The sequence below is a fragment of the Fretibacterium fastidiosum genome (genome assembly GCF_000210715.1).
Classification (GTDB): Bacteria; Synergistota; Synergistia; order Synergistales; family Aminobacteriaceae; genus Fretibacterium; species Fretibacterium fastidiosum.
In genome coordinates, this window is record NC_021038.1 from 1,916,465 (window position 1) to 1,934,036 (window position 17,572).

The following is a 17,572-nucleotide window of genomic DNA, read 5'->3' on the forward strand; positions in this document are numbered from 1 at the left end:
CTTTAAACGCGAATTGGTATAAGGTGCGGCTCGCAGGGCCGCCGGCCGCACGCGGGGGACGCCGAAGGGCGTCCCCCGTTTTGTGTTGGCTTGCACCGGCTTGTATCGTCGCGTTGATTTTGTCCCCCGATTTTGTACAATAGGAGCGGCCTGATATTGCCCGATGGAGGGAGGAATTTCCGTGCACATCACCCTGTGGTTTGAAGCGCCCGATCGTGGGGCGGAGGACGCCTTTATCCGCGTCCCGCGCTCCAACCTGCACCTGTTTCAGTCCCTGATCTACTCCGTTCTGCCGCCGGATCGGGCGGCGTTCCTGCACGACGAGGGCTACCGCGTCTATGGACGGCGGATGAAGCTCTTTGCCATGAGCTGGCCCATCGCGGCCCGCATGCCGAGCTTCGAGGCGGAGGCGGTTCGCTTCCCCCTGCCCGTCCGGCTGGTGATCTCGACGCCCGTGACGGACACCATGGACGGCGTCGCTGGGGGCGCTCTGGCCGCGCGGGAGCTTCGCATCGGCAACAACGTCGTCCTCTGCAGCCGCGTCCTTGCGGAGCAGCAGTGGGCGAAAGGGGAGAGCCTGACGGTTCGGACGCTCTCGCCCATCTCCTGCTACTCCCAGACGGAGCGGGAGGGCAGGCCCTACACCGTCTACCTGGCGCCGGAGGACCCGGCCTTTGCCGTCTCGGTCCACAACAACCTGCTGCGCAAGTTCCGGGCCCTGTATCCGGACCGCGAGCCGCCCAGCGGGGACGTGAGCGTCAAGCCCCTGGGCAAGGTCCGCGAGCGCGCGGCGCTCTTCAGCCCCAAGACCCGCTTCCCCATCAAGGGATGGGACGGACGCTTCCGCCTCGAAGGGCCGCGGGAGCTTTTGCAGGTTGCCCTTGACTGCGGCCTGGGCGCGAAGAACAGCGCGGGATGGGGGTGCGTGACGAAGGAGTAGAGGACGAAAGCCTGCGTCCGCAGGACGTTTCCTGATGTAGGGCTGGAAACGTGGTTTGTTTCATCATGTTTCTTTAAAACTTCCTGATAAAAGGGATAAAACAAACCACTAAATATTGACATTTTCATGAGGGTGCATTAGACTTGTTTTGAAGGGAATGAGCTTCAGTTCAAGGAGGTGTTGTTTTGGGTTTCGTTGACGCGCTGCATGCGCTGGGGCGCAGGGAGTTGGAGCGGTCAGGGAGTGGCGAGTTCGCGGACGTCGACAGTTTTTGCCAGATGCCGATGGATTTGATCGAATCCGACGATGAATCGGCACGGCGACTGCCGGGAAAGGAACTCCAGATCTGGCTGGACGTGCCGGATAGCAAGGCGGAGTGCCTCGATGTGAGGGGAATCCGAAAGATCGAGATCGCGGACTTTTGGGGAGGAGGGGGCGATGATCGAGCGAAGAAGCGCCGCTATCTCTACCGGGATCCTGTAAGCCCGGCTGCGACGTGGCGGTATTCGCCGCTCTACAAGCTGGGCAAGGGGGTGGCGGACGGCCAAAAGGCCTTGATGGGAGATGGAAATTGGAAGGACGACAGGAGTTCACGATTCTTCAAACTCCACAAATCGACGCTGTTGGCCTTTGAGGAGCAGGGTGTCTTATCGCCGGGCAGCGTGGACCGCATCATGGACGCCCTTGTCGAAAGGGTAGAGCGGTTGGCTGAGCTTTGGTCGGACAAAAAAAGGTCCTATCTCCTGATTTTTGGCGCGTCCGACCCGGAGCGTTTTTTCTATCCTGTGGATACCCCTGCCTTTCTTGCCCATTTTCGTTCCCGGCTTGCCGGTATTTCCGGAGCGGAGTCAAGGCCTGCCCAAAACGGACAACAACGCAGTGTGCCCTGTGGGGTGTGTCACGAACCGACTTCCGCTCCGGTCAATATGGACAAGGTCTTTGCCTTTGCGACGTTTGACAAGAAAAGCTTCCTGCCGGGGCTTGAGGACGGCGATGCCTCGAAGGCCAAGGTCTTTCCTCTCTGCGGCAACTGCTACCGTCTCCTCTCCGAGGGGCGCAACGTCATCGACGCGAAGTTCCTGGACGCCAAGAGCGTCTATAACGTCAGGATCTATACGGTTCCCGAATTGTTGATGGGGAACGTCAATCAGAAGTATTTGGAGCAAAAAACGAAGGACTTCCTCCAGGCCGGCCTGCAGAACGAGCCCTTTCTGGCCGAGCGCGTGCTGGAGCAGGAGGACAGCCTGACCTACCATTTCGTGTTCTGGGAACAGAATCAGGCCCAGGAGAGGCTCCTGCTGATGGTGGAGGACGTACCGCCCTCTAGATTGCGCAGGCTGAACGATCTGTGGCGCCAAACGGTTTTCGCGACCGCTCTGTTCGCCCGGAAGGGACGTTTTGCCCCGGAGGCGGACGAGGCGGGGGCGGACCCGAACGCCGTTACTCTGTATCAGGGTATTCGGACCATTTTGGGAACGCTGACGGGGCTGGCCGGAAAAAATGACGGAGATGCCGCAGTTCTGCGCGATTGGCTTTTGGGCCTGATCGGCTGCCTTCTCAGCGGGGAGCGCGTCGAAATCGAGAGGGTGAAGGGTGCTGTCGTATCCCGCCTGCAGGGCCTGTGCGCGGATTCCGATTGGGTGGCGAGATACAGCGCTGCGACGGCGCGGCGATGGAATGCCATCGCGGATTTCCTGTACAGGGCCAACGAGAGCGTTCAGTCCGTTCCCGACGGTGGGGAGCGGCAGATCAGGAAAAAGGGGTGATCGTCTTGCGTCTGGATTTTTTTGAGGATTTTCAGGACCCTTATCTTCAAAAAATGGAAGGCAGGGGAATTTTTCTTGCCGGTCTGGTTTTGGGGATGATCTCGCGCGGGCAGGTGGGGAAAGGAGGCCCCATCGATGCCTCTCCCATGTACAAGCAGCTGCACTTTGGACGGATGCAGCGTCGGGACCTCCTGCGCCTGATGGCGCGTGTCCCGGAGTTGGGCAGGGTTTACAACATATCCTATGCCGGGATGATCGAATCCCTTTGCGCCGAGGCGGGAAAGCTGCTGATGGAGGGAGAACCGCAAGAGCTGGGAGTGGAGGGCAACTTCGCCTTTTCCATTGCCTTTCTGAACGCACCGGATTATTTCTTCGGCAGGATTTTCAGGAAACAGGCGGAAGAAGAGGGCATGAGCCAGGATTTGGAGTCGGGAGAGGAGGAAAATTAAAATGTCGTTTGAGCAGCGCCGGGAATTTCTGTTCGTCTACAGCGTGAAGGACGCCAATCCCAACGGGGACCCGCTCAATGCGAACCATCCCCGTTTCGACGATGACAGCGGCCAGATACTGGTCTCCGACGTCCGCGTCAAGAGGACGGTGCGCGACCAATGGCTGATAGAAGGGCGGGATGTCTTCGTCGATGGGGAGACCAAAACCCTCAAGAGCCGCGTGGCGGAGCTTAAGGAAAAGCTGGGGGTGACAACGGGGAAAGAAGCGTTGTCGCGTTGTATCGACACGAGGCTTTTTGGCGTGACCTTTGCTTTGGGCAGTGAATCTTTTGCCTGGACGGGGCCCGTGCAGTTCAAGTGGGGCCGTTCGCTTCACCGCGCTGCGGTCGAGACCGTTCAGGGGACGGCTGCCTTCGCCACCAAAGAAGGCAGTGAACAGCGTTCCTTCCGGAGCGAGTACATCGTCCCTTTCGTCCTCATTGCGGATTATGCGATCGCCAACCAGTATGCTTCCCTGACCACGGGAGCGACCGACGAGGATCTCGAGGCCCTCTTCTCGGCTCTCTGGAAGGGGACCGCCAACCTGATCACCCGCAGCAAGGTGGGGCATATGCCGCGCTTTCTGCTGGAGGTGCGCTACGCAAAGGGCTTTGACGGCATTATTGGGGCGATGGACGAGAAGGTCAGGCTCCTGGGGGCGGACGGGCACAGCCTGAGCGCCGACGAACAGCTTGCCCTTCGTTCCTGCGACGAGGCGCTCCTCGACATCACGGCTCTGTCCTCCGCCCTGAGCCGGGTCTCACAGGATGTGGAACGGGTAAGAATCCTGCATGAAATGGATCTGAAGGTCAAGGGGCTTGAGGAATTGAAGGCCCTTCTTGGAGGGAAGCTGGCACTGGAAGCGAGGTGAGCCCCAGATGGCCGTCATGTTCGATTGTTCGTCCGACATGGCCCTGTTCCGTAAACCCTACACGACGACCTCCTCGGTCTCCTTCGCGTTCCCACCGCCTTCGGCTATAGCGGGCCTTGTCTCCGCGATCGTCGGCCTGGACAACGGGGCTTCGGGAGACGCCTCCCATGCGTTTTACTGGAGGGAACTTGCAGGAACTCGCGTCGCCGTAGCCCTTCTCAGGCAGACGCGTTGGATGCGGGCAGCCGTAAACTTCTGGAACGTCAAGAATCCGCAAACTACGCCACATATTCAGGTCAAGCATCAGTTTGTGGCTTCGCCCCGTTACCGCGTCTACGTCGCAGGCGGGGTGGAGGCGCGTTTACGCGGGCATTTGGAGAGGGGGAGCTTCATTTACACCCCCTGTTTGGGCGTGGCCTACGCCCTTGCGCAGATAGATTATATCGGTGCCTGTGATCCCCAGCCCATGGGCGAGGGGGAAGTGCGGGTCGATACGGTGGTCCCCTGGGAGGGGGAGGGAATGGAGCTTAATTTGGCCGAGTCGGGGGGGATATTCAGCGAGCGGGTCCCCTTCAGGCTGACGACGGAGCGGGCACTGGCGGAGAGCATCAAGGTCGTCTATTCTTCGGATGTGAGCCGCCCGTTGTGCGTACGTAAAAGGGGGGGGCTGCATGTCACGCGATGTGCCGCGCGAGGCGTGGAGGACGTTGTTGCGTGGTTCCCTGAATGGTGACCTGAAGAGCCATCCTGAAAAACGACTGATCGACCATCTTCTGGGAACGGCGGAGCTGGCCCGGCAGATCGTCGAGTTCCATGGGTTGGAGGATATCGCTTTCGACGTCGAGGCCGCGGCCCTGACCCACGATCCGGGAAAGGCCGATCCCGAGTTCCAAAAGTACCTCTTGGGGAAGGGAAAGGGAGTGAACCACTCGCTCCCTTCCTCTTTCTTTACGTTTTCCCTGCAACAGGACAATGCGGATCCGTTCGACGCGTTCTTCAGCGTGGAGGCGGTGCGTCGACACCACTCGAAAATAGAGGATTGGAGGACGAGTTCCTCCTTTTGGGCAAACTATCGCGCATCTCAGAAAAAGATCGGGGAGGATATGAGAGCGTTGATCCCTCAGTGGCCCTGTCCTTTGAACGAGCTCTGCTGGAAGAAATTCATCTATGCCATCGACGACCGCTATCCCGAGGACTACCCTTTTCCGGATTATTGGCTGAGGCTGCGCAGCGTCCTCTCGGTTCTGGTTGCCGGGGATCGGTTGGATGCCATCAACGTGAAAACGATGAACCTTCAGCCCCTGCCCAATTTCAAACCCTACCCTTTTTCCAGCGTTGCTGGAGTGTCGGAGCGCAGACGGGCAACCGATGCCTGGCGCTCGGATGTCGCCGAATGCTGTCTGCGAAATGTCGCGGAGATTCGCTCTCCCGGCCTCTTCACCCTGACCCTGCCGACCGGGGCGGGCAAGACCAACATCGGGCTCAGGATAGCCCACACCCTGGCAAAGAATCTGGGGTACTCCACGATTGTCTACGCCCTGCCCTTTATCAGCATCGTGGAACAGAACGCGAAGTTCGCCAAGGATGTCTTTGGGGCCGAGTCCGTCCAGGAGGACCACAGCCTGATGCTCGCGGCTCTTGATGATGAAGACGAAAAAGGAGAATATGACAAGCCGGGTGAATGGAAACGCGCGCAACGGCTCTTTCGGTATTGGGGGTCCCCGGTGGTCGTCACGACGATGGTTCAGCTCTGGAACACGATCTTCAATTCCAAGGCCGGGGCGACGATCGACTTCCATCGTCTCCGCAACGCGGTCGTACTGATGGATGAGCCCCAGGGCATCGACTGCCACCTCTGGCCGGAGCTGGGGAAGGTCCTGACGTTCATTCATGAGCGCTGGGGGACCGTTTTTATCCTGATGACGGCCACCCAACCCAAGATATTCGAGGGGACGGAGTTGGCTCCGCGCGTTTGTTTCCCCTTCAACAGGCATCGCTATCATTTCCTGAAGGAAAAACACGGATTGAAGGACCTTCCAGGCCTGCTGAAGGAGCACGTACCTGCATTTGCTGAACGATCTGGAATGCTGGTCTTCAACACGCGTTCTTCGGCAAGAGCGGCTTACGATCTTCTAAGACCAATTTTGGGCGATGCGCCGGTCTTCATGCTCAGTCGTTGGATGACCCCCAAGCATCGCCGTGAAACCCTGGAGGAGATCAAGAGCCTGGAGGTGAGCGGGAAACGACATTACCTTATTGCGACCCAAGTGGTGGAGGCTGGGGTTGACTTGGACTTTGAGTGGGCCTTCCGCGACCTTGCGCCTTTGGACAGCCTCGTTCAGGTGGCGGGGCGGTGCAACCGCAGCGGAGAACGCAGTGATGGATTTGTCCTGATTACGAGCTTGCTGAGCGAAAAGGGACGTCCCTTTTCCGCGCGGGTGTATGACGATGTGCCAATGGATCTGACGCAGCTCTTGTTGGAGGAGTTTCCGGGATTTGACGAGCAGGATGTCCAGGACATCGTGGCCCGTTATTACGAAAAAATCTCAAATGCCATTGAACCGAAACCTTTATGGAGAGATATCGAGGAGGGAAACTGGGGCGATTACACCCCCCTGTTTAAGGAGATGGATTTTGACGTCCCCGTCTACGTCGATCACGATGGAGATTTGGACGACCTTCTGAATGAGCTGATGACCCTGGATAGGACGCTGGACAACAGGGAGCGGCTGAAAACCCTGAACAACCGTCTGCAGCAGTACGCGATCGGAGTCAGAAAGGACCTGCTGAAGGAATGGCTGGATCGAGTTGGAAATTTCGTCGGCGGCAGCTCTCAGAATCCCCTGGAACAGTATGGAGATTATTGTGTGATTCGATGCTCTGGCATTGGAGAGGGGCCTGACAGCCCGTATCATCCTGAGGTTGGTTTTTCGCCTTGCAGCCAGGGCGCTGGATTGGACGATTGATAGGGGACGGCTATGGTTTTCTCGGAAGAGGCGCGCATAGGGGGAACCCTGGTCTGGTACTGGAGCATCTGTGTCCGACAGGTCTGGCTCATGGCTCGAGGAATTGAACCGGAACCCAGGGATGACTTTCTCGCCCTGGGTCGCCTGATCGACCGGAACAGCTACGCCAGGGAGCGGCATCAGGTGGCGTTCGGGGACAACAGGTTCGACTTCGTTCAGGGCGCGGATGGCGATCTGGTGGTCTGCGAGGTCAAGAAGAGCAGCCGCGCGGAGCGGTCGGCGCGGCTGCAGCTTGCCCATTACCTCTACGACCTTCAAAAGGCCGGGATCGAGGCCAGAGGGGTTCTGATGTTCCCAACCGAGAAGAAGCGCGTCGAGGTGGTGTTGACGGACGAGCTCATGGCGGAGCTGGACGCCGCCTATGACGCGATCGGGACGCTTGTTCGGAGGGACGCCCCGCCTGCGGCGGAGTCCTGTAAATACTGTGGCAAATGTGCCTATGCCGAGTATTGCTGGGGATAGGCTGTTTTAAGAGGGGGGAGGGGCGAGATGGGTAAGACCCTGTATCTCTTGAGCTCAGGAGCGCTGCGGCGCAAGGACAACACGCTGTTTGTGGAGAGGGCGGGCGAGCCGGGGCAAAAACCGCGCTTCCTGCCCGTGGAGACGACGGACGAGATCATGGTGCTGGGTGACCTGGAGCTCAACAAGAGCCTTTTGGAGTTTTTGACCCAAAAGCAGATCATCCTCCATTTCTTCAACTATCATGGTTATTACGCCGGGACCTACTACCCGCGCGAGCACATGAACTCAGGAGCCGTCATCCTGGCTCAGGCAGCGCACTGCATGGATGGAGGCAAGCGTCACGCGCTGGCCTCGGCCCTCATCGTCGGCGCGATTCAGAACATGCGCAAGGTGGTGGGATACTACCAGCGTCGGGCCTCGCTGGACGTCCAGGACATTCTGGAGGACCTGGAGCGTTTCGAGGACCTGGCGCCGCGGAGCGAGGACGTCCCCGGCCTGATGGGAATCGAAGGCAACGCCCGAAATCGGTACTATCAATTCTTCGATCGGTTGGTTCAGGACGAGGCGTTCAAGATGCTGGAGCGGACCCGCCGCCCGCCGACCAACCGCATGAACGCGCTGATCAGCTTTCTGAACTCCATGTGCTACATTCTGGCGCTGTCGCAGATCTACAGGACGCACCTGGACCCTCGCATCGGCTTCCTGCACGAGACGAACTTTCGGCGGTTCAGCCTGAATTTGGATATTGCGGAGATATTCAAGCCGATCCTCGTCGACCGCCTGATCTTTTCTCTGGTCAACAAGCGTGAGATTCAGGAGAAGCACTTTGAAAAGGAAACGGGCGGCGGCATCTACCTGAACGACCGGGGGCGCGAGGTCGTCCTGCGCGCCTGGGAGGCGCGGGTCAATGAAACGATCGAGCATCCGCGTTTGAAGCGCAACGTCAGCTATCGGGGTCTGGTGCGCATGGAGGCCTATAAGATCCAGAAGCACATTCTGGGCGACGCACCCTACGAGCCCTTTGTGAGCAGGTGGTGAGGTGTTTGTCCTGATGTTCTATGACGTGGGGGAGAAGCGCGTCGGCAAGGTCCTGAAGACGGCGCGGCGCTACCTCACGTGGATTCAGAACTCGGTGTTGGAGGGGGAATTGACGCCCGCTTCCATGGCCGCACTGAAGATGGACGTACACAAGGTGCTGGACCTGCAATATGATAGCGTGCTATTCTACATGTGGCGCACGGAGCGCTATATGTCGCGCGAGGTCCTTGGCGTGGAGCGCGGAGAGACGGATTTTCTGGTGTAGTGGGCGGGAACGGGCTGGAGCGAGCTGAAACAATCCAGCCCTTTTGAGGTCCTGCGGCGCAAATTGACAACTTCACAGCAGGTTTCAATTTCTGCGTCGCCCCTGATGGATAAAAGGGCAGGGGCCGGCGCAGTTGACTGATTGGTCGAATTGAAAGAAACGGTTTCCGCCTTGATGCAACGGCTTTTAAAGCTTCCTTTAGCAGGGTTGGAAACTTGTCCCGGCATCCTACGGACGGGTTGGGACAATACACTTTTAAAGCTTCCTTTAGCAGGGTTGGAAACGGCTCTACGGGAATCGGGTCGATGGGGGCAAGATGCCTTTTAAAGCTTCCTTTAGCAGGGTTGGAAACCGGCAAGGACACCTCCTTCCGCGATATTCTGCCAGCTTTTTTAAAGAGGGTGGAACTTGATCTCCAACGATAGGGCCATCCGAGCGTATTTGGATGTACAATGGAATAGGATTGAAGGCGGCGCTGCCGGCGTGCGTGTTTCGGCACGGGGATGGCGTACCGTGCTGCTGTAGAAGCTCGGTCCTTGTGCCATTTTTTGATGGAGCAGCGCTTCGTTGAGCGCATCCTGAACGTGTTTGAAGCGCATGACGAGAGCGGTTTTTGCCCGTGTCCCGTGCCCTTTAGGGCTGAAAAGTTACATAATCAGCCTTAAGGCTTATTCTGCAAATTGACAACTTCACAGCAGGTTTCAATTTCTGCGTCGCCCCATGATAGTGTAAAAGGCCTGGAGGGGCGACGCAGGTTTAAAAACATCGTTGACCCTTGTTACAGCAGTGTTGATTTTTAATTTTGATCCAGCCGGATATCGGCATAGTGTGGTACAATCTCTTAAAGAAGCTTGTTCCTGTCTTGACGTAACGGCTTCCTAAACTTCCTTAGAGGGATGGAAACTTGTTGGGATGGTGGACAATATAATATCCACCAGTCTTCCTAAACTTCCTTAGAGGGATGGAAACGACAGCTCGCAGGTCCCCGCCAGGTATGCCGGGACCCTTCCTAAACTTCCTTAGAGGGATGGAAACTACATCGTCCTCGACCTCCTCGTCGTGTCGTGCCCAGCTTCCTAAACTTCCTTAGAGGGATGGAAACAAGGATGACCATACAAGCGACAGGAGGTGCTCCATGCTTCCTAAACTTCCTTAGAGGGATGGAAACTGGTGGCCCTGTCGAGGTGCGGGCAAACAGGCGGAACTTCCTAAACTTCCTTAGAGGGATGGAAACCGGATTCCTGAATGCGAATCGGATGCCGCTTCGTGCCTTCCTAAACTTCCTTAGAGGGATGGAAACAAGGGCTCCGAAGACCTTCTCCCTCAAAACCCCATCCCTTCCTAAACTTCCTTAGAGGGATGGAAACGGTAATCGGCCTCGACTTTCACCGACAAGGTTTTCTTCTTCCTAAACTTCCTTAGAGGGATGGAAACAGGTCAAGCTTACGCGAAAGATAAACGTCCAGATCGACTTCCTAAACTTCCTTAGAGGGATGGAAACTACCCACACTCCCTAAGCGCATAGGCGATATGGCGCCACTTCCTAAACTTCCTTAGAGGGATGGAAACGTCGAACGCGAACGAAGAACGCAAGACGCGCTGGAGCCTTCCTAAACTTCCTTAGAGGGATGGAAACTCCGCGCCTCTGGCGGAACTTCATCAAGGAGGCGGAGCTTCCTAAACTTCCTTAGAGGGATGGAAACAAGATACGAGTGTTCCACGTTCGCCTCAGGGGCGTTCTTCCTAAACTTCCTTAGAGGGATGGAAACCAGGGCTCGCCCTGCAGAGCCTCCTGGAGCACGGGGTTCTTCCTAAACTTCCTTAGAGGGATGGAAACAGTATTGTGAGATGGCGAAGAAGAGGCTTGAGGAGCTCTTCCTAAACTTCCTTAGAGGGATGGAAACATGACGATCCTCTCCGGGAACACATCGATTCGCTCCTTCCTAAACTTCCTTAGAGGGATGGAAACTAGCCCATATCCCTTGATACAATATCCGTATTCCCAACTTCCTAAACTTCCTTAGAGGGATGGAAACAGGAGAAAATTTCGGAACTTCGGGAGAACGCTGAGGCCTTCCTAAACTTCCTTAGAGGGATGGAAACTCCGTGGAGCTGCAGAGGCCCTCCAGAATCAGCCCCGCTTCCTAAACTTCCTTAGAGGGATGGAAACGTAAAAAAACTGCAAAAATGGGCTCTCAGAGCGTCACCCTTCCTAAACTTCCTTAGAGGGATGGAAACCCTTCTCTTTTGTAGTCATTTTTGTTCCTCCTATTTCTTCCTAAACTTCCTTAGAGGGATGGAAACTCTGCATGGGGACAGGGTGTATCTACCTTCCCTATATCTTCCTAAACTTCCTTAGAGGGATGGAAACAGTACTTGAAAACACTCGTCTTCTTTGACTTGGGGCTCTTCCTAAACTTCCTTAGAGGGATGGAAACTGAGGAAGCAGGGATCGGTGTAAACACAGACAGTGACCTTCCTAAACTTCCTTAGAGGGATGGAAACCTGAGTCTTCCCGTGGTAGGCGTCATAAACACTGATTCTTCCTAAACTTCCTTAGAGGGATGGAAACTTCATTCTGCAGCCTCCTCACTCGATTACAGTTCCCTTCCTAAACTTCCTTAGAGGGATGGAAACATGGGGGACAGGAAGATGCGGGCGAAGGCTTCGATGCTTCCTAAACTTCCTTAGAGGGATGGAAACTCGCAGACGATTGGGATATGAGGTCCCGGCCTGCAGCCTTCCTAAACTTCCTTAGAGGGATGGAAACGCATTTGCAACACTTTCCTCAAGTGCTAAGAGAAAACCTTCCTAAACTTCCTTAGAGGGATGGAAACGGGAACATGGGATAGATAGATCGGAAAAGTGCAGGCTACTTCCTAAACTTCCTTAGAGGGATGGAAACTAAGGTGAGTCATAGCAACGGTTTTGCGGACCCAATTCTTCCTAAACTTCCTTAGAGGGATGGAAACTTCAGGAAGGCGACGAAGGCCTCCCCGATTTCCATCTTCCTAAACTTCCTTAGAGGGATGGAAACTCCGTAGAGCTGTAGAGGCCCTCCAAGATCAATCCTGCTTCCTAAACTTCCTTAGAGGGATGGAAACATGCAGAAGTGGCCGCAGAGCTCGCGGCGATCGAGCTTCCTAAACTTCCTTAGAGGGATGGAAACTTTCCCGGAGACCGCCAAGCTGTCGAGACCGGCGTGCTTCCTAAACTTCCTTAGAGGGATGGAAACACAAACTCCATTGTGCACACATATCCGTACCACAGGCCCTTCCTAAACTTCCTTAGAGGGATGGAAACCAGAATGTGGGCGACTCCGAAGGCCGGGGACGCAACTTCCTAAACTTCCTTAGAGGGATGGAAACCCCGGTGTGGCCAGCGTGTACGGGAGCCTGGACCTTCTTCCTAAACTTCCTTAGAGGGATGGAAACTTTTCCTTCCCTTCATAAGCCCTCTTGGAGCTTGGATTCTTCCTAAACTTCCTTAGAGGGATGGAAACAAATGAGCTCTGAGGAAGTGGACGCCCGGCTGCGGCACTTCCTAAACTTCCTTAGAGGGATGGAAACTGATGTGGGCGCAGCCTTCGAGACTGGAATTGTACACCTTCCTAAACTTCCTTAGAGGGATGGAAACCAGTCTCGCCGGACGGTCGTACGCTGTCGGGGAAACTCTTCCTAAACTTCCTTAGAGGGATGGAAACATGCCATTCGTCTGTATCACAGGCTGCACGGCTTTAACCTTCCTAAACTTCCTTAGAGGGATGGAAACAGGTCCACGATGCGGGAAGCAAGCCGTACCATGGTCCTTCCTAAACTTCCTTAGAGGGATGGAAACTAAATATAGGTCCTGCAAGGGACCACACAAAATGAACTTCCTAAACTTCCTTAGAGGGATGGAAACATCCTGATATTTTCCCTCAGCGACAACACTTTACGCCTTCCTAAACTTCCTTAGAGGGATGGAAACTAGGTAGCTGTAAGACCGGTCGTACCAACGGTTTAGCTCTTCCTAAACTTCCTTAGAGGGATGGAAACTCGTAAGCGATAGCCCTTTCAAGCCAATCCCACTCCTTCCTAAACTTCCTTAGAGGGATGGAAACTCGCTACTGCCATGCGACGGAAGAGTCGAGGCGGGGCACTTCCTAAACTTCCTTAGAGGGATGGAAACGCGCAAAGGTTAACAGAGGAATATCCCCCTGGCTTACTTCCTAAACTTCCTTAGAGGGATGGAAACTCAAGGTCTTCGGCGAGGTGTTTGAGGCTATGGCTACTTCCTAAACTTCCTTAGAGGGATGGAAACCAAGCTCGCCTCCGCCCCAGGACAAAAGCGGACACCTTCCTAAACTTCCTTAGAGGGATGGAAACCCGGAGGTGAATGACACCAGCACGGCATCACCGGGCTTCCTAAACTTCCTTAGAGGGATGGAAACGATGGCGCTTTCGTCTTCCTTCGGGGCCTCCAGCCAGCTTCCTAAACTTCCTTAGAGGGATGGAAACCCATTGCCGGAAGGGGCGCCCAAACCGCTCGCCGACTTCCTAAACTTCCTTAGAGGGATGGAAACCAGAGTACCTCAATGCCCACTCTGGGATGGCCGGGCTTCCTAAACTTCCTTAGAGGGATGGAAACCAGAAAAGGCAGCGGCAATGAAGGGCTCCCAGGTTAACTTCCTAAACTTCCTTAGAGGGATGGAAACAAGATATGATTTTTTCAGCAAAAACAAGAGGTTTTTCCTTCCTAAACTTCCTTAGAGGGATGGAAACGGGTCTTGGTATTCGCTGCGCTTTGGGAGCATCTCTGCTTCCTAAACTTCCTTAGAGGGATGGAAACCTGTCCTCGTAGGTGGCGGAATACTCGTAAAGCTCGCCTTCCTAAACTTCCTTAGAGGGATGGAAACCCGCAGTCGGCGGGGTCGTGCAGGTCCCCGGAGACGCTTCCTAAACTTCCTTAGAGGGATGGAAACGTACTGGGTTGACTGGCTGGACCTGCCCCCCATCCACCCTTCCTAAACTTCCTTAGAGGGATGGAAACGCGTCGCCCCGGCCTTCATAATTTTGGATACGACATCCTTCCTAAACTTCCTTAGAGGGATGGAAACCAAAACAGCAAAGGAGACGCCCCACAAAGAAACCGCTTCCTAAACTTCCTTAGAGGGATGGAAACCGGATATCTTCAACAACGCCTCGAATCAATCCGCCTTCTTCCTAAACTTCCTTAGAGGGATGGAAACCGGATGAACTGCCGATTCGACGGCGGAAGCCGCCCTCTTCCTAAACTTCCTTAGAGGGATGGAAACTACGCCGCTGGAACGAACGGCACGCGGCATCGAGGACTTCCTAAACTTCCTTAGAGGGATGGAAACGCTGAACGCTTCGCGGCCCTCGTCCTCGCTAAGTGCTTCCTAAACTTCCTTAGAGGGATGGAAACGCTGAACGCTTCGCGGCCCTCGTCCTCGCTAAGTGCTCTTCCTAAACTTCCTTAGAGGGATGGAAACAACATGGCCTCATAGGTCCCGGTCATGTTCGGATGGGCTTCCTAAACTTCCTTAGAGGGATGGAAACTGGCTACGAGTTCAGGTCTGCCGGTATCTTTTCCTTCTTCCTAAACTTCCTTAGAGGGATGGAAACCAGATACTCGGCGGCGCCGCAACAAGCGTCATGAACGCTTCCTAAACTTCCTTAGAGGGATGGAAACCGCCGACGCCTCGGCGGACGAGGCATGGCACATCCCGCTTCCTAAACTTCCTTAGAGGGATGGAAACCGATACTCCGCAGCGTCGCCCTCCCAGAAGATACGAGGCTTCCTAAACTTCCTTAGAGGGATGGAAACGACAACCGAGTGTCCACGAAAAGCACCCAGTCGCCATCTTCCTAAACTTCCTTAGAGGGATGGAAACCGCATGAATTCACTCCCGGCTATGGCCGCGATGCGGCTTCCTAAACTTCCTTAGAGGGATGGAAACTGATGGGGAGGCGGAACCCGACGAGGAGGAACCTTCGCTTCCTAAACTTCCTTAGAGGGATGGAAACTTACATTCGCCACGGCTCGTCTAAACGCGCTCACGCTTCCTAAACTTCCTTAGAGGGATGGAAACTCGTAGGGGGTGATGCGAAGTCGGGAGACAATTCTCCTTCCTAAACTTCCTTAGAGGGATGGAAACCACCTGCGACCCTGATGTCTTCGCCCAACGTCGCAGGCTCTTCCTAAACTTCCTTAGAGGGATGGAAACTACAGGGCATCACTAACAGCATCGGGCCATTCATGTCCTTCCTAAACTTCCTTAGAGGGATGGAAACCGTCATGGGGAATCTGACGGGCAGTGGACCGAGGAACTTCCTAAACTTCCTTAGAGGGATGGAAACATGCGCCGGTCGTCGTGCGAGAACTCCCCGATCTTGCTTCCTAAACTTCCTTAGAGGGATGGAAACGAATGCTGGTGGCAGGAATCCTGTTTGATGCGGTACCTTCCTAAACTTCCTTAGAGGGATGGAAACCGAGGATATCACTGCTCTGGCTGAGCAATTCGGCATCCTTCCTAAACTTCCTTAGAGGGATGGAAACGGCTGAAACGGTCGGAGTCCGGAGGCGGGGTCGGCATCTTCCTAAACTTCCTTAGAGGGATGGAAACACGATTTTGTGCCTCGTTTTGTGCCTCATCAATGAACTTCCTAAACTTCCTTAGAGGGATGGAAACTAGCTCTATCACGGCAGAGCGCAGGCCAACGCGTGGCTTCCTAAACTTCCTTAGAGGGATGGAAACAGCGTCTTGGAGGCGATCTGCGTCTCTCCTATCCACGCTTCCTAAACTTCCTTAGAGGGATGGAAACGTCGGCCCCCCGCGATCAGCCCGCGACCTCGGCTTCCTTCCTAAACTTCCTTAGAGGGATGGAAACCGCTGAGGGGCATACGCTCCAGCAGGTCGGCGAAGTACTTCCTAAACTTCCTTAGAGGGATGGAAACCGTTGACCGGCATCCTGGGTGGAGATGTCGTATCCCTTCCTAAACTTCCTTAGAGGGATGGAAACAAGGTCGATGAGATTGGAATAGGGCGTGGAGTTGTCCTTCCTAAACTTCCTTAGAGGGATGGAAACCGACTACGCGCAGCATGTGGCCATTGGAGAAAGCCTCCTTCCTAAACTTCCTTAGAGGGATGGAAACCACGCTTCCTTCCCCCGCTACATCCAAGGGGCTGTCCTTCCTAAACTTCCTTAGAGGGATGGAAACTCGCTGCCGGGCTCGGTGTCCGAGGAAGCCATGAAGCTTCCTAAACTTCCTTAGAGGGATGGAAACTTTACCCAGCGTAACGGTTTAAGGAGGTGTCGTCGCTTCCTAAACTTCCTTAGAGGGATGGAAACTGCCAAGCAGGGACCTCCCGGCCCGCGGGGCCCTGTGCTTCCTAAACTTCCTTAGAGGGATGGAAACATGCATGATCAACGAAATTCTTAAGTGTTTGTTTGCGCTTCCTAAACTTCCTTAGAGGGATGGAAACGCAGGACACCATACTTCTTGCCTTGCCAGCTCTTCGGCTTCCTAAACTTCCTTAGAGGGATGGAAACATCTGATTCGGACGAAGGACAAGGACGGGCGCGGGCTTCCTAAACTTCCTTAGAGGGATGGAAACATACGTCGCCAGTGAACACCAGGTAATCCTGCTCGCCTTCCTAAACTTCCTTAGAGGGATGGAAACCAAGCCCCTTGAATGCCTGGGGGAATCGCTGAAACGCCTTCCTAAACTTCCTTAGAGGGATGGAAACTGCTGTGGGGGATAGTAAAGTGGCGACCTCCCTAGCTTCCTAAACTTCCTTAGAGGGATGGAAACAGCAGCGCCAGGGCGTCCTCGTCCGCCTCCAGCACGCTTCCTAAACTTCCTTAGAGGGATGGAAACCCAGGCGTTCCATCAGAACCGCGAGGCGTGGGACCTGCTTCCTAAACTTCCTTAGAGGGATGGAAACATCGTTTCCATGGTCTTCTCCTCCTGCGGCCCGTGGCCTTCCTAAACTTCCTTAGAGGGATGGAAACCCTGGGCGCGCAGAAGCTGGCGATCAAGCCGCCACTCCTTCCTAAACTTCCTTAGAGGGATGGAAACGTCGTCGGAGCTGAGGTTGTTCTGTGCTGTGGGGGCTTCCTAAACTTCCTTAGAGGGATGGAAACAGGCTGGGAAGCTGCCCAACCTGGCGTACTGCAAGCCTTCCTAAACTTCCTTAGAGGGATGGAAACATGTGGTGCTCTGCGCAGAACTGCGAGCTGCTCTTCCTTCCTAAACTTCCTTAGAGGGATGGAAACGATGACGCCTGAGCCGGGCGTCTGGGGCGATCTGGAGCTTCCTAAACTTCCTTAGAGGGATGGAAACTCCCAGACCTACGGGCTGGACCCGTTCGCCAAGGAAACTTCCTAAACTTCCTTAGAGGGATGGAAACAAAAAATCCGAAGGGGGTTGGGGTTATGAGCGAAGAACCTTCCTAAACTTCCTTAGAGGGATGGAAACCGAGCCCCTGCGGTTCCAGTTTACCGGTGAGGGCGAACTTCCTAAACTTCCTTAGAGGGATGGAAACAGCCCTTGTGCCAGATACCCACCAGGTCCTGAACGGACTTCCTAAACTTCCTTAGAGGGATGGAAACCCTAAAAATCAATGACCATTTGGGCGTTGTTTTTACCTTCCTAAACTTCCTTAGAGGGATGGAAACCACCGATCATTTCCATCCCCCCCTACGCCCA

At 55.1% G+C, this 17,572-nt stretch carries 9 protein-coding genes and 1 CRISPR repeat array; all 9 genes read left to right on the forward strand.

Annotation, left to right across the window (positions count from 1 at the left end; genetic code table 11):
• Positions 1 to 181 precede the first annotated feature (181 nt).
• The 9 genes from cas6 (at position 182) to SY1_RS08925 (ending at position 8,856) form a co-directional block, all read left to right on the forward strand.
• The gene (gene cas6 / locus SY1_RS08885; RefSeq protein WP_208873512.1) at positions 182 to 940 is read left to right on the forward strand and encodes a CRISPR-associated endoribonuclease Cas6; all 759 of its coding nucleotides are present in this window, start codon (positions 182 to 184) and stop codon (positions 938 to 940) included.
• A 185-nt stretch (positions 941 to 1,125) separates the two neighbouring features.
• Positions 1,126 to 2,706 (forward strand): TM1802 family CRISPR-associated protein, encoded by a 1,581-nt coding sequence (locus SY1_RS08890; protein ID WP_208873514.1) that lies wholly within the window; start codon positions 1,126 to 1,128, stop codon positions 2,704 to 2,706.
• The gene (locus tag SY1_RS12590; protein WP_279369734.1) at positions 2,703 to 3,155 is read left to right on the forward strand and encodes a TM1802 family CRISPR-associated protein; all 453 of its coding nucleotides are present in this window, start codon (positions 2,703 to 2,705) and stop codon (positions 3,153 to 3,155) included. The genes SY1_RS08890 and SY1_RS12590 overlap by 4 nt, the downstream gene beginning before the upstream one ends.
• Position 3,156: 1 nt before the next feature.
• Positions 3,157 to 4,065, forward strand: coding sequence for a type I-B CRISPR-associated protein Cas7/Csh2 (gene cas7b / locus SY1_RS08900; protein ID WP_015556823.1), 909 nt, complete (start codon positions 3,157 to 3,159; stop codon positions 4,063 to 4,065).
• Positions 4,066 to 4,081: 16 nt separating this feature from the next.
• The gene (gene cas5b / locus SY1_RS08905) at positions 4,082 to 4,798 is read left to right on the forward strand and encodes a type I-B CRISPR-associated protein Cas5b (RefSeq protein ID WP_243440647.1); all 717 of its coding nucleotides are present in this window, start codon (positions 4,082 to 4,084) and stop codon (positions 4,796 to 4,798) included.
• Positions 4,737 to 7,031: a CRISPR-associated helicase/endonuclease Cas3 gene (locus tag SY1_RS08910; protein ID WP_015556825.1), complete on the forward strand. Its 2,295-nt coding sequence runs from the start codon at positions 4,737 to 4,739 to the stop codon at positions 7,029 to 7,031. Before cas5b ends, SY1_RS08910 begins: the two co-directional genes overlap by 62 nt.
• Before the next feature lie 12 nt (positions 7,032 to 7,043).
• Entirely contained in the window at positions 7,044 to 7,553 is a 510-nt protein-coding gene (gene cas4 / locus SY1_RS08915) for a CRISPR-associated protein Cas4 (protein ID WP_015556826.1), read from the forward strand.
• 27 nt (positions 7,554 to 7,580) lie between these two features.
• Complete coding sequence (cas1b, locus tag SY1_RS08920) at positions 7,581 to 8,591, forward strand: type I-B CRISPR-associated endonuclease Cas1b (RefSeq protein WP_015556827.1); 1,011 nt, start codon at positions 7,581 to 7,583, stop codon at positions 8,589 to 8,591.
• A gap of 13 nt (positions 8,592 to 8,604) precedes the next feature.
• Positions 8,605 to 8,856, forward strand: coding sequence for a CRISPR-associated endonuclease Cas2 (locus tag SY1_RS08925; RefSeq protein WP_015556828.1), 252 nt, complete (start codon positions 8,605 to 8,607; stop codon positions 8,854 to 8,856).
• Positions 8,857 to 9,730: 874 nt separating this feature from the next.
• Positions 9,731 to 17,541: direct repeats of the CRISPR family, unit length 30 nt; unit sequence CTTCCTAAACTTCCTTAGAGGGATGGAAAC.
• Positions 17,542 to 17,572 lie beyond the last annotated feature (31 nt).

What these genes read in the sequence shown, in the direction of transcription:
- cas1b (WP_015556827.1), top strand. Translation starts at nt 7,581, where the DNA reads ATGGGTAAGACCCTGTATCTCTTGAGCTCAGGAGCGCTGCGGCGCAAG.
- cas7b (WP_015556823.1), top strand. Translation starts at nt 3,157, where the DNA reads ATGTCGTTTGAGCAGCGCCGGGAATTTCTGTTCGTCTACAGCGTGAAG.
- SY1_RS08925 (WP_015556828.1), top strand. Translation starts at nt 8,605, where the DNA reads ATGTTCTATGACGTGGGGGAGAAGCGCGTCGGCAAGGTCCTGAAGACG.
- SY1_RS08910 (WP_015556825.1), top strand. Translation starts at nt 4,737, where the DNA reads ATGTCACGCGATGTGCCGCGCGAGGCGTGGAGGACGTTGTTGCGTGGT.
- cas5b (WP_243440647.1), top strand. Translation starts at nt 4,082, where the DNA reads ATGTTCGATTGTTCGTCCGACATGGCCCTGTTCCGTAAACCCTACACG.
- cas4 (WP_015556826.1), top strand. Translation starts at nt 7,044, where the DNA reads ATGGTTTTCTCGGAAGAGGCGCGCATAGGGGGAACCCTGGTCTGGTAC.